Here is a 17,652-nt window from a genome sequence, read left to right as displayed (position 1 = left end):
TTCCCCTCTCTCAGGTTTCCCGGGCCGCGGTCGTACGCGCCGGATAGCGGACGTCGGACACCAGTCCCGCACGGTCCAGGAGGCCGATGACCCCGCCGGTGATGTCGATCTGCCAGAAGCGGTGCCGGTTGTGCGCCAGCGACGGCTGGGAGTGGTGGTTGTTGTGCCATGACCCGCCCACGGAGACCGGCGCGAGCACGGCGAGGTTCTGGCTGGAATCCCGGGTCTCGTACGGGCGGCGGCCCAGGGTGTGCCCCAGCGAGTTGACCGCCCACGTCACATGGTCGAGGACGAACATGCGGGCGAACCCGCCCCACAGCAGTCCGCCGAGCGCGTCCACCGGCCGGCCGGTCACCGCCCAGCCCACCGCTGCCGGCAGGGCCAGTCCCAGAGCGATCCACCAGGTGTAATAGCGATCAACCGTGCAGACATGGCGATCGCGCAGCAGGTCGGGGACGAACCTGACCCAGCCCTCCCGCCGGACGGTGAACAGCCAGCCGACATGGCCGTGCCACAGACCGCGCAGGGCCGCCAGCCGCCCCTCGCCCCGCGGGCGCGGCGAGTGCGGATCGCCGTCCCGGTCGGCGAGAGCGTGGTGCTTACGGTGCACCGACACCCAGAACAGGATCGGCCCCTGTGCCGCCATGCTGCCCGCGACGCCCCACAGGAAGGTCAGCCCCGGGCCGGCGGAGAACGACCGGTGGGAGAAGAACCTGTGCAGCCCGCCCTCGACGCCCAGGGACGTGACGAGGTACATGCCGGCGAACAGCGCGAAGTGCAGCCACGACCAGCCTTGGTGGACCGTGAAGACGATGGCGGCCGCGAAACCGGCCGTGGATCCGCCGACCGTGGCGCAGGCGAGCACGAGCGCGGAGCGGTCCCTCGGTGGCGCGGTACCGGCCTCAGCGTTCATGGCCCGGCTCCCCGGCGAGATCGCAGGGCGCGAGGTCGCAGGGCACGAGGTCGCCGCCCAGGGTGCCTTCCCGGTACGCCTCCCGCGCGGCCGCCCGGCGGATCTTCCCGCTGGTGGTCAAGGGGATGGTACCGACCCGTACGAGGTGCGCGCCGGCCGGCCGGACGCCGTGTTCGGCGGCGACCGCCGCCAGCAGACTGCCGCGTAAGGCGTCCAGCTCGACCCGGGTCCGACGGCTGTCGCGCACCTCGGCGACCACGACGATCTGTTCCTCGGACGCGCCCCGGTACCCGAAGGCGACGGACCGGTGTACGGACCGGTGGGCACGGTCGACCGTGCGCTCGATGTCCTGCGGGTAGAGGTTCCGGCCGGCCACGACGAGCAGACCGCTCATCCGGCCGGTGACGAACAGCTCGCCGTCGCGCAGATAGCCGAGGTCACCGGTGCGCAGATACCGTCGCTGACCGGCTCGGCCGGCGGGCGTCGCCGCGAACGTCGAGCGGGTCGGATCGGGTTTGCGGTGGTAGCCGGCGGCGACGCCCGGCCCGTGCACCCAGACCTCCCCGATCTCGCCATCGGCCAGCACCCGGCCGGAGTCCGGATCGACGACGAGCAGTTCGTGGCCCTCCGGCGCGCGCCCGCAGCCGACCAGGGGCACGCTGTCGCCCTCGGCACCCACCACCCGGCCGCGCGACAGCTCCTCCCGGTCAACCCACTCGACGCTCAGGGGCGTCCCGGGCGCTTTGGCCGTCACCAGCAGCGTGGCCTCGGCGAGCCCGTAACACGGGATCAAGGTCTCCTCCCGGTAGCCCCGGGCCGCGAACCGCTCCCGGAAGGCGTTCAGGGTGTCGAGCACGATCGGCTCTGAGCCGCAGAAGACGTGCCGGAGCGACGACAGGTCCACACCGGCCAGATCCTCCTCGTCCACCGTGTCCGCACACAGCTGGAAGGCGAAGTTCGGCGCGACGGTGATGGTCACGCGGTGTTCGGTGATCGCCTGGAGCCAGCGGGCCGGCTGCTGGACGAAGTGCTCCGGCGTCATCATCAGCAACGGCCAGCCGCCGTGCAGCGCCAGCATGATGGTCCCGATGAGTCCCATGTCGTGATAGGGCGGTAACCAGGTCAGCCCGACGCGATCGTCCTCCGCACCGATGTGCCGACCGATGGCGTGGCAGTTGCTCATCAGATTGGCGTGCGTCAGCTCCACGCCCTTCGGATCGCCCGTCGAGCCGGACGAATACTGGATCAGCGCTGTGTCCGTCGGCCGCACCGGACCGTCCGGCGCCGCCGGGACATGGCTGCCGGCCGCCTTCGAGAGAGGTTCGTCGTCCAGCGGAATCAGCCGCGGCGCCCTCTCCCCACCGGCCGCCATCCCGGCGAATCGCCGCTCATGGCGGGAATCGGCCAGGATCGCACCGGGCACACAGTCCGCCAGGATCGAACGCAGCCGGGCCACGGCCCGCCGGTTGGTCGGAGGAAAGGCCGGGACGGCCGTCGCACCGGCCTGGAGTATCCCCATCAGCCCCGCCACGAACCGCAACCCGGGCTGACCGGCCAACACCACCCGGTCGCCGCTGTGTCCCTGGGACCTCAGCCGCGCCGCCACGGCGTCGGAATACCGCTTCAGGTCGCGATAGGTCCACGAGGCGACGCGGTGACTCGTCCCGTCAGCCAGAAGGCGGAACGCCGGGTGGTGGGGGGTGAAGCGTGCCCGGGCACCGAGGATGCCGGTGAGCGTCGCATCCGGCCGGGACATGTACAGCGCGATCTGTGAGCATGCTCCATCCTGCTGACGTGTCGCGACCTCCTGCTCCACCAAACCCCTTCCCAGAGCCGACCCGTCGAGCGCTCCCCGCACTCAAGATGAAACTCCTGGAGTCCAATGGCCTGGTCGCGTCGCGATCCCTCACCGGGGCGGTGGACAGCGGACAACAGCCGATCAGGCGCGGGCGGTAGCGTAACCCTTCACCTTCCGCTTGACCACAGGGCAGATGGCCCACGTCCGCGCGGCGCCGGATGCCGGAAGGAGGAGACGGCGGGTTCTCAGACGTGGGACAGCGCGAAGGAGACCAGGAAGCCGCCGACCGTGACCAGCCCGATCGCCAGGTGAGCCTCCTGGAACGCCTCCGGGATCATCCTGTGCTGCGCGCTGCCTTCCTCATCCCGGCAGAACTGGACAGGCCCTCGGGGACGTTGCCCCCCACCACCTGCCTGTATGACCTCTGGCATGCCGCCCCGTGTACCCGCGCGAGCGGCGCCGGCCGGCGCCTCAGTCGCCAGGGGCGACCGGCTCGGGATCGGCGCCGAGCGCGTCGAGCACCGCGTCGCCGTTCGCCCTCGCCCACTCGGTCAGCATGTGAATCGGATCGATCAGCGTCGCCCCGAGCGGGGTGAGTTCGTACTCGACGCGGGGCGGCACCTCGGCGTAGGCGTGGCGGCGGATGAGCCCGTGCGCCTGGAGCCGCCGGAGCGTCTGGGTGAGCATCTTGCGGGAGATGCCGCCGATCAGCTCGATCAGCTCGCCATGGCGCACCGGGCCCTCGCTGAGTCCGTAGAGCACGACCACCGTCCACTTGTCGGCGATCAGCTCGACCGCCAGACGCGCCGGACAGTCGGCGAGGAAGAAAGCACCGCGACCGAAACCGCTCATGGCGCCCAAGGTACCCGCGCCACAGGTACCTGCCGGTTCCTGTCGGAAACCTAGCCTGGGTCTCTCCCCCTCCCAAGCCAGGAGAGTCATGCGCGTCATCACCCAGCAGACGCTCGGCGGTCCCGATGTGCTCACCATCGTGGACGCGCCCGAGCCCCGGCCCCTCCCCACCGAGGTACTCGTCCGCGTCAAGGCGATCGGGCTGAACCCACTGGAGGCGCGCCTGCGCGCCGGCGAGTTCCCGCTGATCGGCCGGCCGCCGTTCGTCCTCGGCTGGGACATCAGCGGCGTGGTCGAGGAGGCGCCGCAGACGTGGCGGTTCAGGCCCGGCGACGAGGTGTTCGGGATGCCGCTGTTCCCGCGGGCGGCGAGCGCGTACGCCGAGGTCGTGGCGGCGCCCGCGTTGCACCTGGCGCGCAAGCCGGCGTCGCTCTCGCACATCGAGGCGTCGGCGCTGCCGGTCGTCGGGCTGACGGCGTGGCAGGGCCTCGTCGACCTCGGCGGCGTGACCGAGGGCGACCGCGTCCTGATCCACGGCGGTGGTGGCGGGGTCGGCCACGTCGCGATCCAGATCGCGAAAGCGCTCGGCGCGCACGTGATCGCGACCGCCGGCGGGAGCAAGCGGACGTTCGTCGAGGGGGTCGGCGCCGACGAGGTGATCGACTACACGGCGGTCGACTTCACCGAGGCGGTCCGCGACATCGACGTCGTGCTCGACACGATCGGCGGCGACACCGCCGAGCGGTCGCTCGACGTGCTCCGCCCGGGCGGTCACCTGGTGACGGCGGTGGCCGAGGACGATCCGGAGCTGACCGCCATGTACGAGGCGGCCGGCATGCGCTTCAGCGGCATCGCGGTCGACCCCGATCCGGTCGCCCTGCGAGGTCTGGTCGAACTCGTCGAACGGGGCAGGCTCCGGGTCCATGTGCGGGAGACGTTTCCGTTCGAGCGCGTCGCCGACGCCCACCGGCTGCTCGACGGCGGTCACCTCCAGGGCAAGCTCGTCCTCACCGTCTGACATCAGCTGCCCGGCGGGACAGAGTCTCGTACAGGCCTCGTATGCGGAGTCAGCCGCGGCTGGGTGGTACCGGCCGGCCGGTGAGACGGGCGTGGAGGCCGTTGCGGGAGCGGATCGGCCGGGTCGGGCCCGTGCCCCCGCGAGGGGATCGTCTCCGTCGGGAAGCCCGTCACGGCGCAGTTCCTCGAGCGCCGCGTGGACCGACTGCGCCCATAGGGGAGACGGGCACATCTCCGACACCAGCGCGGGCTGGCTGTCGTCAGTGGTGATCGGTGCCCGTGGGGCGGAGCCGTCGGAGCGTGAGGAACCCGGCGAGGGCGGCGGCGCCCACGATGAGCGCGGCGATGGTGAAGGTCTGGGTCATGGCGTCGACGAACGCGCCGTTCACCAGGGCGCGGAAGGGCTCGGCCTGCTCGGGCGGCAGGTGCCCGGCGGCCTGACTGGCCGAGCCCAGGGTCTGTGTGGCGGCGTCGGTGACCGCGCTCGGAGTGTGTGGCGGCAGGCCTTCGAGGACCTGGTCGCGGTACAGACTGGTGCCGATGCTGCCCAGGACGGCGGTGCCCAGCGCGCCGCCGAGTTCGTACGCCGTCTCGCTGATCCCCGCGGCCGCACCGGCTTTCTCGGCAGGGGCGGTACCGATGATGACGTCGTTGGTGAGCGTTTCGGCCATCCCGACCCCGGCGCCGATGAGCGCTCCGCCGGCGAAGGTGAGTGACATGGCCTCGTCGACGCCCAGCATGCTCAGCGTCAGGTAGCCGACGGCCGCCGTGCCGAGCCCCAGGCCGATCACCCGGCCCACCGGCAGGCGGCGGGCAACGGCCGGAACCGTGAGCGCGCCGAGGACGGCTCCCACGGCCAGGGGCAGCGACCACAGCCCCGCCTCCAGCGGCGAGAGCCCCAGGACGATCTGGAGGTACTGCGGGGAGAAGTACACGACGCCGGTCATGGCGAACACTCCGGCGATGTTCGCGAACACCGCGACGGTGAACGGGAGCGACCGGAAGAGCCCTGTGTCGATCATGGGGTGGGTCAGGCGCCGCTGGCGGACCGCGAAGAGCGTGGTCAGGAGCGCGCCCCCGCACAGCAAGGTGAGCGAGGCGAGACCCCAGCCGTGCTTGCCGACTTCCTTGATCCCGAAGATCAGGGTGAGAACGGCGGCGGTGAGCACGAGCGCCGAGAGAAGGTCGAACGGACCGGGACTGGGGTCCTTCGACTCAGGCAGCAACCGCGGCCCCATGACGAGCAGGAGCAGCATCACGGGCAGGTTGATCAGGAAGACCGACCCCCACCAGAAGTGCTCCAGCAGCAGTCCGCCGGCGACCGGCCCGAGGCCGGCGCCGCCCGCGAAGGTGGCGGCCCACACCGCGATGGCACGGCGGCGCTCGGCGGGGTCCGTGAAGATGTTGCGGATCAGCGACAGCGTCGACGGCATCAGGGTGGCGCCGGCCACGCCCAGGAGCGCGCGGGCCACGATCAGCACTTCGGCGTTCCAGGCGAAGGCGGCGAGGGCCGAAGCGCCTCCGAAGGCCAGTGCGCCGATCAGCAGCAGCCGGCGGCGGCCCATGCGGTCCCCGAGCGTGCCCATCGTGACCAGCAGCCCGGCCAGGAATGCGCCGTACACATCGATGATCCACAGCAGTTGTGTCGCCGTGGGGGCCAGATCCGCGCTGAGCGAGGGCACCGCCATCGACAGCACGGTCAGGTCGATGCTCATCAGCAGCACCGGGACGGTGAGCGCGCTCAAGGCCCACCACCGGCGCACCCCCCGGTGCCGCTCCACGTGCGGCTGATCCAGCACGGGCATGTCGCTCTCCTCAACTTCGCGGCGTGTGCCGAGGACAGTAAGTTGGCCATCTGGCCAAGTCAAATGACCAGGTCGTCCGACCAAGTCGTCTGACCAAGTCACTTGGCCAATGAATGGTAGGGTGGCGGAATGGGTACGGCATCGACGCGCAAGGCGGCGAAGAAGCAGGTCAGCGCGGACGTCCGGCGGGAACGGCTCGTGGCCGCGGCGCTCCGCGTGATGAAGCGCGACGGCATCGCCGCCGCGACGACGCGGGCGATCTGCGCGGAGGCGGACATGCCGCACGGCGCCTTCCACTACTGCTTCCGCTCCAAGCAGGAGCTCTATGCCGCGCTGCTGTCGACGGACATCAACCTCACGCTCGACGCGGCCTGGCCGGCCGTCGTCCCCGCGGCCGATCCCGCCGAGAGCATCCGGGCCCTGTTCCGCACCTACTGGGCGGCCGTCCAGGAGGACCCCGAAACGCAACTCGTCCTGACCGAACTGGTCCACCTGGCCCTGCGGGAACCGGAGTTGAGCGAGCTGCCGGCCTGGGAGCACCGGGCCTATCACGACAAGGTCGTGTCCCACCTGGAGCGCTTCATGGACGAGGCGCAGCTGGAGCTGACGGTCGCCACCCGGGTGCTGGCCGAGATGGTCATCTCCGCGCTCAGCGGGGTCGTCTCGTCCTGGCTCTCGCACCGGGACAGCGCGGTGGCCATGGAGGCCCTCGACCACTTCGCCGCCCTCTTCGCGACGCTCACCCGCCCTCGCCGATCCGCGTAACCGCCCCCGGCTTCCGGCGGCGACGGCCTTGGTGGTCCGCAGGGCCGGGGCGGGGGTGTCGCTAACCCCCCTTCGGGTTCCTGGGGCTGGCCCCCGTACGGCCGGGGTGTTGACGCCATGGCGCCGCATGCTTCCCGGTCCGTACGTTGAGGCAGGTCAGAGCCTTGCCGACCGAATCAGCACCGGAGCCCTCCATGTCTCCTGCCATCGCGCCGTCCCCATCCACCGCACCCGTCGGCGCCACCGCGCGGCAGGGGAGTGAGTTCGCTCCCCTGCTGCGGAAGGTCAGGGGCCAGGGGCTGCTGGAACGTCGCAAGGGCTGGTACGCGCGGATGATCACCGTCAACCTGCTCGCCCTGGCCGCCGTGGTGACGGGGCTCGTCCTCGCCGGGGACACCTGGTGGACGCTGCTGCTCGCCGCGCCGCTCGCCGTCCTGTCCGCCCGCACCGCCTACGTCGGCCACGACGCCGGGCACGCCCAGATCGCCGTCGGCCGCCGGGCGAACCGCGCCATCGGGCTCCTCCACGGCAATCTGCTCCTGGGCATGAGCTGCGCATGGTGGAACGACAAGCACAACCGGCACCACGCCAACCCCAACCACATCGAGAAGGACCCGGACGTCGGCGCCGGCGCACTGGTGTGGACCGCGGAACAGGCCGCCGAGCGCCGCGGATTCGCCCGGTGGGTCACCCGCCACCAGGCCTGGCTGTTCTTCCCGATGCTGCTGCTCGAAGGCATCGCCCTGAAGGTGAGCAGCGTGAAGGACCTGCGGCGGCAGCCGGTACGCGAGCGGGCCGTCGAGGGCGCGCTGCTGGCACTGCACACGGCCGGTTACGTCACCCTGCTGCTCACCTGCCTGCCGGTGGGCAAGGCCCTCGCGTTCGCGCTGCTCCATCAGGCGCTCTTCGGGCTCCACCTGGGAATGGCCTTCGCGCCCAACCACAAGGGCATGGACATGCCCGACCCGGCGGGCGGGCGCTGGGGCCATCTGCGCCGCCAGGTCCTGACCTCGCGGAACGTCCGGGGCGGACCGGTCACGGACTGGCTGCTCGGCGGGCTGAACTACCAGATCGAACACCACCTGTTCCCGAACATGCCCCGGCCCCACCTCAGGCTCGTACAGCCGCTGGTCCGGGAACACTGCCGCGGCCTCGGGCTCCCTTACGCCGAGACCGGGCTGCTCGACTCCTACCGGCAAGGACTGCGGCACATGCACACCGTCGGCGGTGCGGCCCGGCCCGCATGAGAGCGCCGTCGGCTGCCGTGCGGGTCGTCGTCCTCGACGTGGATCGGCTCGTCCGCGCCCAGCGAACACACCACGGTGTTCACGCGTCGAGTCCTCCCCGCTTGACCAACTGGCTCGCGATCACGTTCCGCTGGATCTCGTTGGTGCCCTCACCGACGATCATCAGTGGCGCGTCGCGGAAGTAGCGCTCCACGTCGAACTCGGTCGAGTAGCCGTAACCGCCGTGGATGCGGACCGCGTTGAGGGCGATCTCCATGGCCGTCTCGGAGGCGAACAGCTTGGCCATGCCGGCCTCCATGTCCACGCGCCGGCCCGCGTCCGCCTCGCGGGCGGCATAGAGGGTGAGCTGCCGGGCCGCCGTGAGGGAGGTGGCCATGTCGGCGAGGTGGTTGCCGATGGACTGGTGCTTCCAGATCGGCTTGCCGAACGACTCGCGTTCCCGCGCGTAGGCGAGGGCGTCCTCCAGCGCGGCCCGGCCGACACCGAGCGCGCGGGCCGCGACCTGGAGACGGCCGGTCTCCAGGCCCTTCATCATCTGGGCGAACCCCTCGCCCTCAACGCCGCCGAGCAGCGCGTCCACCGGCGCGCGGTGGTCCTCGAAGGACAGCTCGCAGCTCTCCACGCCCTTGTAGCCCAGCTTGGGCAGATCGCGGGAGACGGTGAGCCCCGGCCCGTGCTCGACCAGCAGGATGGAGATGCCCTTGTGCGCGGGGGACGCCTGGGGGTCCGTCTTGCACAGCAGGGCGATCAGCTGCGAGCGGCGGGAGTTGGTGATCCAGGTCTTCGCACCGTTGACCACGTACCCCTCGTCGTCCCGGCGGGCGACGGTGCGCATGGCCTGCAGGTCGGAGCCGCCGCTCGGCTCGGTCAGGGCCATGGTGGCCCTCACCTCGCCGGTGGCCATCTTCGGCAGGTACCGCCGCTTCTGGTCCTCCGTGCCGAAGTGCAGCAGCAGCTTGGCGACCACGGTGTGCCCGCCCATGGCCCCGGCCAGGCTCATCCAGCCGCGGGCCAGTTCCTCGGCGACGAGGACGTAGCACGGGGTGGACACCGGTGTGCCGCCGTACTCCTCCGGGATGGCGAGGCCGAAGATCCCGAGCTCCTTCATCCGCTCGATCAGGGCCTCGGGGTAGGTGTTGGTGTGTTCCAGCTCCCGCACGACCGGCTTGACGTCCCTGTCGACGAAGTCGTGCACCGTGCGGACGACGAACCGCTCGTCCTCGGACAGGATGTCGAGAGTGCTCATGAAAGGGCTTCTCCTTGCTGCGGTCTCTGGTCGGGCACCGATGGATCAGACAGCGTCGTCGGCCCGCGGGCGTCCATCAGGTCCGCGTCGTAGCCGAGCTCGGTCAGGATGTGTTCGGTGTGCTCGCCGAGGGCGGGGACGGGACCCATGCTCGGGGTGACACCGGCCAGGTCCACCGGTGGCAGCAACGCCGACACGGCCTCTCCCCCGGGGATCCGCACCTGCCGCCAGCGGTTCCGGCCGGTCAGCACGGGATGCTCCAGGAACTGCCCGACGTCGTTGACCGGTGCGTTGGCGATGCCGATGGCGTCGAGCAGCCCCATCACCTCACCGCTGTCCGACGCCGCGACCCGCTCGGCGAGGATCGCGTCCAGCTCGCCCCGGTGGCTCACCCGGCCGGCCCCGGTGGCGAAGCGCGGGTCGTCGACCAGGCCGGGGGTTGCGAGGAAGTGCTCGCACAGGGCGGCCCATTCGCGTTCGTTTTGCACGGACAGCAGCACGTCCTTGCCGTCGGCCGCGGTGTAGGTCCCGTAGGGGGCGATGGTGGCGTGCCGGGTCCCGGCCCTGGGCGGCTGCGTACCGCCGTACGCCGTGTAGTAGGCGGGCTGGCCCATCCACTCGGCCAGCGCCTCGAACAGCGAGACCTCGACGGCCCGGACGCGGCCCCGGGTCGCCCTGGTGAACAGGGCGGTGAGGACGCCGCTGTAGGCGTACACGCCGGCGGCGATGTCGGCGATCGACACCCCCACCCGGGCCGCCTCCTCGGCGCTGCCGGTCAGCGAGACGAGGCCGGTCTGGCACTGCACCAGCAGGTCGTACGCCTTGCGGTCCGCCCACGGCCCGCTCGTGCCGTAGCCGGAGATCGAGCACGGGATGAGCGAGGGGAACCGCTCGGCCAGCGCTTCGGCGTCCAGACCCAGGCGGGCGGCGGCGCCGGGGGCCAGGTTCTGCACGAACACGTCCGCCCGCGCCAGGAGGGCCTCCAGCACCCCGCGCCCCCGCTCCGACTTCAGGTCCAGCGTCACCGACTCCTTCGAGCGGTTGAGCCACACGAAGTAGCTGGACTCGCCGTGCACCGTGGTGTCGTACCGGCGGGCGAAGTCGCCGCCGTCCGGACGCTCCACCTTGATCACCCGCGCTCCGAGATCGGCGAGCTGGCGGGTGGCGAAGGGAGCCGCCACCGCCTGCTCGACGCTCACGACGGTGATACCCGACAAGGGCAGGCCGTCAGCGGGCTCCGTGTGTCCGGCCATGAGCTGACCTCCGTCAGACGTGAGTGACCCGGCCTGGAGTACCATCATGAGCACTCATGAACGGCTAAGTGAAATAGCGATTGGTGATGCCGCCATGCGGACAGTGGATGGCGCGGAAGGGCCCTGATGGACGTCAAGCAGCTCAAGGCGCTCATCACGGTCGCCGAGGTGGGCAGCGTGACCCGCGCCGCGGAGCTGCTGCACTTGGTGCAGCCCGCCGTCACCCGGCAGATCCGCACCCTGGAGGAGGAGCTGGGTGTCCCCCTCTTCCAGCGCACGAGGCAGGGCATGCGGCCCACCGAGGCGGGCGAGATCATGGTGGACCGGGCGCGCCGGGCCCTGAACGAACTGGAGCGGGCGCGCGCCGAGGTGCAGCCCAGGCCCGGGGAGGTGACCGGCATCGTCACCCTCGGCCTGCTGGAGAGCACCAGCGACCTGCTCGCCGAACCGCTGGTGTCGGCTCTCGGAGAAGCCCATCCGGGTGTGGAGCTGCGTCTGATGACCGGCTACTCCGGCCATCTCCAGCAGTGGCTCGACGACGGCGACCTGGACCTGTCGTTGCTGTACAACCTGGACAGCACCCCGTCCCTCAACGCCCGCCCCCTGGTGCGCGAGCGGCTGTGGGCGGTGGCCCCACCGGCGGCCCGGCTGCGCGCCGACCACCCGGTGGCCTTCGCGGAGATGGCGGCGCACCCCCTGGTGATGCCCGCCTCCGGCCACGCCCTGCGTGCCCTGATCGACGCCGCGGCGACGCGGTCCGGGATCGCGATGGACGTCAGGGTGCAGACCAATTCCATGCGTGTGCAGAAGCAGCTCGTCCTGGCCGGACACGGCTGGACCGTGCTGCCCGGTCTCGGCATCGCCGACGACATCGCCAACGGCACCCTCAGCGCGGCTCCCGTGTGCGAGCCCGACGTGTGGCGGTCGATCGTCCTGGCGACCCCGCGCTACGGACGCGTACCGCCGGCCGTCGAGGTCGTCGCCCAGGAGCTGGTCCGCCGGATCGACGCGGCCGTGCCCCGGGGCCGATGGCCGTCCGCCCAGCCGCACACGACGGACGAACCGGATACCATCCCGCTCCCTCCGCGAGGACTCCTGTGACGCACACCGCTGAACGATTCGATGCCTTCGCCCATACCGACGACGGGGTCGCGGTGGCGTACCAGCGCCGCGGCTCCGGCCGACCGCTCGTCCTGCTGGCAGGGCAGGCGAACAACCACCACTGGTGGGACGGCATACGCGAGGACTTCCACGACACCCACAGCACGATCACGCTGGACTGCCGCGGCACCGGCGCGAGCGGCACACCGCGATCGGGCTACTCCACCCCGCGTTTCGCGGAGGACGTGGTGGCCGTCCTCGACGCCCTGGGCATCGAGCGAGCCGATGTGTACGGCACCTCCATGGGCGGCCGGATCGCCCAGTGGGTCGCGGCCCGCCACCCGGAGCGCGTCCGGCGCCTCGTCCTGGGGTGCACCTCGCCCGGCGGGCCCCGAGCCGTCGAACGGGACGCCTCGGTGCGGCGGGCGCTGGCCCAGCCCGACCCGGACGCCGCGCGGCAGGCCCTGCTCGACCTGATGTACAGCCCCGCATGGCTCGCCGGGCACCCCGGCCCGTACCGCACCCTCGGCGACCCCCACATGCCCGCGCATGCCCGACGCGGCCACCTGACCGCCAGCAACGGGCACGACGCCTGGGACGCGCTCCCCTCCATCGCCGCCCCCACGCTCATCCTCCACGGCGACCAGGACCGGCTCACCCCACCCGAGAACGTCCCGCTGCTCGCGGCCCGCATCCCCGACGCCCGGACCCACCTCTTCCCCGGAGCCCGGCACGCCTACTTCGAGGAGTGCCGGGACCAGGCCGGCGCCCTGGTCCGCGAGTTCCTGGGCTGAGGACCGAGGCGCCGGGGCCGGCGCACAGCGAAGCGCGCCTCCATCCGGCCCGAGGCGGGGCGGGCCGGCGTCGGCCATGCGGTGGCGTCATGCTGACATCACGCAATTCTATTGTTCTTCCGGCTCCATCAGCGCCCATGATGTGGGGCACCTCAGCCCCGATGAGAGGGAGTTGCACGGATGAGCCAGCCCCGCCGGTCCGGAGCAGCCGCACCACCCTCCTGGCAGGAGGACGTGTTCACAGCCCTGAAGAAACACGGCATCCAGCAGATCGCCTACGTCCCGGACACCGGTCACTCGTACGCCATCCAGGAGGCCCGGCGGGATCCCGCCATCCGCGACGTCGTGCTCACCACCGAGGAGGAGGGCGTCGCCGTCGTCAGCGGCGCGTGGCTCGGCGGGCAGCGCGCCGTGCTGCTGATGCAGAGCAGCGGCGTCGGCAACTGCGTCAACATGTTCTCGCTGCTCCAGATGGGCCAGTTCCCCTTCCTCACGCTGGTGACGATGCGCGGGGAGTACGCCGAGTTCAACCCCTGGCAGAACCCCATGGGACGGAACACCCAACGGGCACTGGAGCTCATGGGCATCACCGTCCTGCGCGCCGACGTCCCCGAAGACGTCGGAGAGACCGTCGAGGCCGCCCTGGAGTCGGCCTTCGGGGCCGGTGAACGCGTCGCCGTGCTCCTCGGGCAGAAGCTGATCGGCCGCAAGAAGTGGGAGCGTAACCGATGACCGCCACCGCATCGCACACCGCGCCGGAACCCCGCCTCGACCGGCGGCGCTTCATCGCCGACCTGGTCGCCCGCCTTCCCGAGGACGCCCTCGTCGTCACCGGCCTCGGCGCGCCCAGCTACGACGTCTTCGCGGCCGGCGACCGGCCGGGCACCTTCTACCTGTGGGGCGCGATGGGCGCCGCCGCGCCGCTCGCCCTGGGAGTCGCCCTCGCCCAGCCGGACCGTCCGGTCCTCGCCGTCACCGGGGACGGCGAACACCTCATGGGCATCGGCACACTGGCCACCATCGGCGCCCAACTGCCACCCAACCTCACGGTGGTGGTGCTGGACAACGCCCACTTCGGCGAGACCGGCATGCAGCCCAGCCACACCGGGCTCGGCACCGATCTCGTCGCCGTCGCCCGCGGCTTCGGCATCCGCGAGGCCCTGCGGATCACCGACCCCGCCCAGGCCGACGACCTCGCCGCCCGCATCCGGGCGCGCGCGGCGACGACGTACGCCCAGGTGCTCATCACCACCGACGAACCGCCGCGCGCCCTTCCGCCGCGCGACGGCGCCGCCAACAAGAACTCCTTCCGTGCCGCGCTCGGCCTGAACACCTTCTGAGCCGCCCAGCGCGACGGCCGCCGAACCGGGAGTCCCCATGCTGCGCTACGACATGTTCATCGACGGGGCGAGCCATCCGCCCGCCACGGAGAACTGGTTCCCCACCGACAACCCCTACCTGGGCACTCCGTGGGCCGAGATCGCCGAGGGCGGACCGCAGGACGTCGACACCGCGGTGCGAGCCGCCCACCGCGCCCTGCGTACCGGCCCGTGGGCCGACTTGACGGCCAGTGCCCGAGGCGCCCTGCTCCACCGCCTCGGCGACGCGGTCACCGCCCATGCCCGGGCCCTGGCCGAGACCGAGGTCCGGGACAACGGCAAGCTCTTCACCGAGATGTACGGGCAGGTGAGCTACCTGGCCCAGTGGTTCCACTACTACGGCGGTCTCGCCGACAAGATCGAGGGGACCGTTCCCCCGCTCGACAAGAAGGGCTACTTCGCCTACACGCGGAAGGAGCCCGTCGGTGTCGTCGCCGTCATCACTCCCTGGAACTCCCCGCTGCTGCTCCTGGCCTGGAAGGTCGCACCGGCGCTGGCCGCCGGGTGCACGGTCGTGGTCAAGCCGTCGGAGTTCACCTCCGCCTCCACCCTGGAGCTAGCCCGCCTCTTCCACGAGACCGGTCTGCCGCCCGGCGTGTTCAACGTCGTCACCGGCTTCGGACAGGACGCCGGCGCCGCCCTCGTGGAACACCCGCTGGTCCGCAAGGTCAGCTTCACGGGCTCCGACGCCACCGGCCGCCGCATCAACCAGGCCGCCGCCCGCGACTTCAAGCACGTCAGCCTCGAACTCGGCGGCAAGTCGCCCAACATCGTCTTCGCCGACGCGGACCTGGAAGCGGCCGCCAACGGCGCCGTGTCCGGCATCTTCGCCGCCACCGGGCAGACCTGTATCGCCGGCTCCCGGCTCCTGGTCCAGGACAGCGTGCACGACGAGGTGGTCGACCGGCTCCTGTCGCTGGCGGGCACCGCCCGCATGGGCGATCCCATGGACGAGGACACCCAGGTAGGCCCGATCACCACCCCGGCCCAGTACGCCAAGGTGCTCGACTACATCCGTATCGCCCGGGAGGAGGGCGCCGAACTCGCCCTGGGCGGCAAAGCCGCCGCCCGGCCGGAGTGCGGCGACGGCTGGTTCGTGGAGCCGACCGTCTTCACAGGCGTGCGCAACAGCATGCGCATCGCCCAGGAGGAGGTCTTCGGCCCCGTCCTGGCGGTCATCCCCTTCCACGACGAGGAGGAGGCCGTCGCCCTGGCCAACGACAGCCGCTACGGCCTGGGCGCGGGCGTGTGGACACGCGACATCGGCCGCGCCTTCCGCATGGCCGAACGCGTCCACTCCGGCACCCTCTGGGTCAACACCTACCGCGCGGTGAGCTACCTGGCCCCCTTCGGCGGCGTCAAGGACTCCGGCATCGGCCGTGAGAACGGCATCGGCGCCATCACCGCCTACCTGGAGGACAAGAGCGTCTGGATCAACACCGGCGCGCCCACCGGCAACCCTTTCGTCCTGCGCTGAAGGGCCACCCGGGCCGCGCCACCGAAGACCGCACCCCGCACCTGAACCACGAGGTCACCCCACCATGCAGCCCGCCACCACGCCCCTCAGCTCCTACGTCGAAACGTGGCACCCCGAGCCGGTCACCGCTCACGACCCCATGGACCCGGGCCCGGCCGCCGCCGTGTCCGCCCTCCTGGACCTGCCCGAACCCGCCGCGCGGGCCGGTGACCCGCTCCCTCCGCTGTGGCAGTGGTTCCACTTCCTGCACTGGCCCGCCCAGCACGAGCTGGGCCCCGACGGCCATCTGCGCGACGCCCGCTTCCTGCCGCCCATCCCCGACCGCCGGCGCATGTTCGCGGGCGGACGCTGCGAGATCACCGAGCCGCTGTGCCTGGGCGAACCGGCCGAGCGGGTCAGCAGCCTGGCCGCGGTGACACCGAAACACGGTCGCACCGGCGCGCTGCTCTTCGTCACCGAGCGCCATGAGTTCCGCCAGTCGGACCGGGTCCGCATGGTGGAGGAACAGGACATCGTCTACCGCTCCGGCCACAGCGGCGGCGGACCGCACCCACCCACCATCGACGACCGCTCCGCCCCCCACCCCGAGGACCCCTGGCACCTGCGCCTCCAGCCCGACCCGACCCTGCTGTTCCGCCTCAGCGCCCTCACCGCCAACGCCCACCGCATCCACTACGACGCCCCGTACTGCCGCGATACGGAGGGCTACCCGGGCCTCGTCGTCCACGGCCCCCTGCTCGCCCTGCTCATGCTCGACCTGGTGCGCCGCAACGCTCCCGGGCGCCGGGTGGGCGCACTGTCCTTCCGGCTGCGACGGCCGGCGTTCGCGGGCGAACACCTCCTCGCCCAGGGCACCCCCTCCGGCACCGGCGCCCACCTGCGGACCGCCACCCACCGCGACGCACAGCACGCCACCGCCGAGGTGACCTTCGCATGACGGCACACGTCGACGACGGCGTGGCGGCCGCCCGGACACTGCTCTTCGTGCCGGGGCACCGCCCGGACCGCTTCGACAAGGCCGCCCGCTCCGGCGCCGACCTCGTCATCGTCGACCTGGAGGACGCCGTCGCCGCCGACGACAAGGAGCGGGCCCGGCAGGCCGCCGCCGACTGGCCCGGCATCGGCGACCGGACCGTCGTACGCGTCAACGCGCCCGGCACCCCGTGGTTCGAGGCGGACCTGCGCCTGGCCGCCGACCGCGGCTGCCCGGTGCTGGTGCCGAAGGCCGAGGACCCCGCCGTCCTCGCGGGCATCGCCGCCCGTACCGCCGGACGCTGCCCCGTGATCGCGCTCATCGAGACGGCCCTCGGCGTCGAACGGGCCTTTGAGGTGTGTTCCGTGCCCGGCGTCGTACGCGCCGCGTTCGGCAACGTGGACCTCGCCGCGCAGCTCGGCATCGCACACGACGACACCCTCGCCCTGACCCACGCCCGCTCCCGGCTCGTCCTCGCCTCGGCGGCAGCGGGCATCCATCCGCCCGTGGACGGCGTCACCACCGCCCTACGAGACCCACAGGCGCTCGCCACCGACACGGCCCACGCCCGCCGGCTGGGCTTCGCGGGAAAGCTCTGCGTCCACCCGGCACAGATCGGCCCCGTCGCCGACGGCTTCGGCCCCTCCGCGAGCGAACTCCGCTGGGCACGGGCGGTCCTGGACGCCGGAGAATCCGTCACCACCGTGGACGGCCACATGGTCGACAGGCCGGTGCTCGAACGGGCCCGAGGCATCCTGGCGCGGGCCGCCACGGCACAGACCGCTCAGTAGACGCACCTCCTACCGCCGAGCCATGATTCCGCTTTCTGAACGGATTTCAGATGACCGACCTGTTGACGCAGACACGACACGTTCTTAGGGTCTCAGAAAGCGCTTACCCCGGGCTGCGTCAGCCTGATCAGTTCAGTAATCCGAACAGCACCGCCCGGCCGGAAGGCCCACCGCCCCGCCCGGCGGGACACGGACCACGGCCACCTCCCACCTCCACAACCGAAGAATCTGGAGACAGGCG

General features: G+C 71.6%; 16 protein-coding genes and 1 pseudogene. 10 read left to right on the top strand and 7 right to left on the bottom strand.

Annotated elements, in window-relative coordinates:
- Nucleotides 1–10 precede the first annotated feature (10 nt).
- The 4 genes and pseudogenes from ABZ562_RS00835 to ABZ562_RS00820 all read right to left on the bottom strand — a co-directional run bounded on the left by ABZ562_RS00835 (nt 11) and on the right by ABZ562_RS00820 (nt 3,563).
- Nucleotides 11–913, bottom strand: coding sequence for an acyl-CoA desaturase (locus tag ABZ562_RS00835; RefSeq protein ID WP_361471998.1), 903 nt, complete (start codon nt 911–913; stop codon nt 11–13).
- Nucleotides 903–2,669 carry a fatty acyl-AMP ligase gene (locus tag ABZ562_RS00830; protein WP_361471996.1) on the bottom strand — a complete coding sequence of 589 codons (1,767 nt, stop codon included), beginning with the start codon at nt 2,667–2,669 and terminating at the stop codon, nt 903–905. The genes ABZ562_RS00835 and ABZ562_RS00830 overlap by 11 nt, the downstream gene beginning before the upstream one ends.
- 287 nt (nt 2,670–2,956) lie before the next feature.
- A pseudogene (locus ABZ562_RS00825) lies at nt 2,957–3,108 on the bottom strand (ZIP family zinc transporter); the annotation flags it as partial.
- A 74-nt stretch (nt 3,109–3,182) separates the two neighbouring features.
- The gene (locus ABZ562_RS00820) at nt 3,183–3,563 is read right to left on the bottom strand and encodes a helix-turn-helix domain-containing protein (RefSeq protein ID WP_361471994.1); all 381 of its coding nucleotides are present in this window, start codon (nt 3,561–3,563) and stop codon (nt 3,183–3,185) included.
- An 88-nt stretch (nt 3,564–3,651) separates the two neighbouring features.
- On the opposite strand from ABZ562_RS00820, the gene ABZ562_RS00815 reads away from it, so the two are divergent.
- Entirely contained in the window at nt 3,652–4,581 is a 930-nt protein-coding gene (locus tag ABZ562_RS00815; protein WP_361471991.1) for an NADP-dependent oxidoreductase, read from the top strand.
- Nucleotides 4,582–4,840: 259 nt separating this feature from the next.
- On the opposite strand, the gene ABZ562_RS00810 is transcribed toward ABZ562_RS00815, so the two are convergent.
- A complete protein-coding gene (locus ABZ562_RS00810; protein WP_361471988.1) occupies nt 4,841–6,385 on the bottom strand; it encodes an MFS transporter in 1,545 nt (514 codons plus the stop codon).
- A gap of 129 nt (nt 6,386–6,514) precedes the next feature.
- Between ABZ562_RS00810 and ABZ562_RS00805 the strand changes: the two genes are divergently transcribed.
- Both ABZ562_RS00805 and ABZ562_RS00800 read left to right on the top strand, forming a co-directional pair.
- The gene (locus tag ABZ562_RS00805; protein ID WP_361471985.1) at nt 6,515–7,150 is read left to right on the top strand and encodes a TetR/AcrR family transcriptional regulator; all 636 of its coding nucleotides are present in this window, start codon (nt 6,515–6,517) and stop codon (nt 7,148–7,150) included.
- Nucleotides 7,151–7,344: 194 nt separating this feature from the next.
- Complete coding sequence (locus ABZ562_RS00800; RefSeq protein WP_361471983.1) at nt 7,345–8,397, top strand: acyl-CoA desaturase; 1,053 nt, start codon at nt 7,345–7,347, stop codon at nt 8,395–8,397.
- Nucleotides 8,398–8,476: 79 nt separating this feature from the next.
- Here the strand turns inward: ABZ562_RS00800 and ABZ562_RS00795 are convergent, their stop codons facing one another.
- A complete protein-coding gene (locus ABZ562_RS00795; RefSeq protein ID WP_361471981.1) occupies nt 8,477–9,643 on the bottom strand; it encodes an acyl-CoA dehydrogenase family protein in 1,167 nt (388 codons plus the stop codon).
- Complete coding sequence (locus ABZ562_RS00790; RefSeq protein ID WP_361471979.1) at nt 9,640–10,896, bottom strand: CaiB/BaiF CoA-transferase family protein; 1,257 nt, start codon at nt 10,894–10,896, stop codon at nt 9,640–9,642. Before ABZ562_RS00790 ends, ABZ562_RS00795 begins: the two co-directional genes overlap by 4 nt.
- A gap of 126 nt (nt 10,897–11,022) precedes the next feature.
- Between ABZ562_RS00790 and ABZ562_RS00785 the strand changes: the two genes are divergently transcribed.
- From ABZ562_RS00785 to ABZ562_RS00755, 7 genes are all read left to right on the top strand, one after another.
- Nucleotides 11,023–11,997 (top strand): LysR family transcriptional regulator, encoded by a 975-nt coding sequence (locus tag ABZ562_RS00785; protein ID WP_361471977.1) that lies wholly within the window; start codon nt 11,023–11,025, stop codon nt 11,995–11,997.
- Entirely contained in the window at nt 11,994–12,791 is a 798-nt protein-coding gene (locus ABZ562_RS00780) for an alpha/beta fold hydrolase (RefSeq protein WP_361471974.1), read from the top strand. The genes ABZ562_RS00785 and ABZ562_RS00780 overlap by 4 nt, the downstream gene beginning before the upstream one ends.
- A gap of 180 nt (nt 12,792–12,971) precedes the next feature.
- Nucleotides 12,972–13,523 carry a phosphonopyruvate decarboxylase gene (locus ABZ562_RS00775; RefSeq protein WP_361471972.1) on the top strand — a complete coding sequence of 184 codons (552 nt, stop codon included), beginning with the start codon at nt 12,972–12,974 and terminating at the stop codon, nt 13,521–13,523.
- Nucleotides 13,520–14,131: a thiamine pyrophosphate-dependent enzyme gene (locus ABZ562_RS00770; RefSeq protein ID WP_361471970.1), complete on the top strand. Its 612-nt coding sequence runs from the start codon at nt 13,520–13,522 to the stop codon at nt 14,129–14,131. Before ABZ562_RS00775 ends, ABZ562_RS00770 begins: the two co-directional genes overlap by 4 nt.
- 37 nt (nt 14,132–14,168) lie before the next feature.
- Nucleotides 14,169–15,647: an aldehyde dehydrogenase gene (locus ABZ562_RS00765; RefSeq protein WP_361471967.1), complete on the top strand. Its 1,479-nt coding sequence runs from the start codon at nt 14,169–14,171 to the stop codon at nt 15,645–15,647.
- 64 nt (nt 15,648–15,711) lie between these two features.
- Nucleotides 15,712–16,584 carry a hypothetical protein gene (locus ABZ562_RS00760; RefSeq protein WP_361471965.1) on the top strand — a complete coding sequence of 291 codons (873 nt, stop codon included), beginning with the start codon at nt 15,712–15,714 and terminating at the stop codon, nt 16,582–16,584.
- Complete coding sequence (locus ABZ562_RS00755; RefSeq protein ID WP_361471963.1) at nt 16,581–17,411, top strand: CoA ester lyase; 831 nt, start codon at nt 16,581–16,583, stop codon at nt 17,409–17,411. The genes ABZ562_RS00760 and ABZ562_RS00755 overlap by 4 nt, the downstream gene beginning before the upstream one ends.
- Nucleotides 17,412–17,652: the final 241 nt, after the last annotated feature.

Origin of the sequence: Streptomyces sp. NPDC019937, from assembly GCF_040631655.1 — a bacterium.
Lineage (GTDB): Bacteria > Actinomycetota > Actinomycetes > Streptomycetales > Streptomycetaceae > Streptomyces.
Note: the sequence above shows the minus strand (reverse complement) of the source record. Positions and strands in the feature narration are given on the sequence as shown.

What these genes read in the sequence shown, in the direction of transcription:
- ABZ562_RS00835 (WP_361471998.1), bottom strand. Translation starts at nt 913, where the DNA reads ATGAACGCTGAGGCCGGTACCGCGCCACCGAGGGACCGCTCCGCGCTC.
- ABZ562_RS00830 (WP_361471996.1), bottom strand. Translation starts at nt 2,669, where the DNA reads ATGTCCCGGCCGGATGCGACGCTCACCGGCATCCTCGGTGCCCGGGCA.
- ABZ562_RS00820 (WP_361471994.1), bottom strand. Translation starts at nt 3,563, where the DNA reads ATGAGCGGTTTCGGTCGCGGTGCTTTCTTCCTCGCCGACTGTCCGGCG.
- ABZ562_RS00815 (WP_361471991.1), top strand. Translation starts at nt 3,652, where the DNA reads ATGCGCGTCATCACCCAGCAGACGCTCGGCGGTCCCGATGTGCTCACC.
- ABZ562_RS00810 (WP_361471988.1), bottom strand. Translation starts at nt 6,385, where the DNA reads ATGCCCGTGCTGGATCAGCCGCACGTGGAGCGGCACCGGGGGGTGCGC.
- ABZ562_RS00805 (WP_361471985.1), top strand. Translation starts at nt 6,515, where the DNA reads ATGGGTACGGCATCGACGCGCAAGGCGGCGAAGAAGCAGGTCAGCGCG.
- ABZ562_RS00800 (WP_361471983.1), top strand. Translation starts at nt 7,345, where the DNA reads ATGTCTCCTGCCATCGCGCCGTCCCCATCCACCGCACCCGTCGGCGCC.
- ABZ562_RS00795 (WP_361471981.1), bottom strand. Translation starts at nt 9,643, where the DNA reads ATGAGCACTCTCGACATCCTGTCCGAGGACGAGCGGTTCGTCGTCCGC.
- ABZ562_RS00790 (WP_361471979.1), bottom strand. Translation starts at nt 10,896, where the DNA reads ATGGCCGGACACACGGAGCCCGCTGACGGCCTGCCCTTGTCGGGTATC.
- ABZ562_RS00785 (WP_361471977.1), top strand. Translation starts at nt 11,023, where the DNA reads ATGGACGTCAAGCAGCTCAAGGCGCTCATCACGGTCGCCGAGGTGGGC.
- ABZ562_RS00775 (WP_361471972.1), top strand. Translation starts at nt 12,972, where the DNA reads ATGAGCCAGCCCCGCCGGTCCGGAGCAGCCGCACCACCCTCCTGGCAG.
- ABZ562_RS00770 (WP_361471970.1), top strand. Translation starts at nt 13,520, where the DNA reads ATGACCGCCACCGCATCGCACACCGCGCCGGAACCCCGCCTCGACCGG.
- ABZ562_RS00765 (WP_361471967.1), top strand. Translation starts at nt 14,169, where the DNA reads ATGCTGCGCTACGACATGTTCATCGACGGGGCGAGCCATCCGCCCGCC.
- ABZ562_RS00760 (WP_361471965.1), top strand. Translation starts at nt 15,712, where the DNA reads ATGCAGCCCGCCACCACGCCCCTCAGCTCCTACGTCGAAACGTGGCAC.
- ABZ562_RS00755 (WP_361471963.1), top strand. Translation starts at nt 16,581, where the DNA reads ATGACGGCACACGTCGACGACGGCGTGGCGGCCGCCCGGACACTGCTC.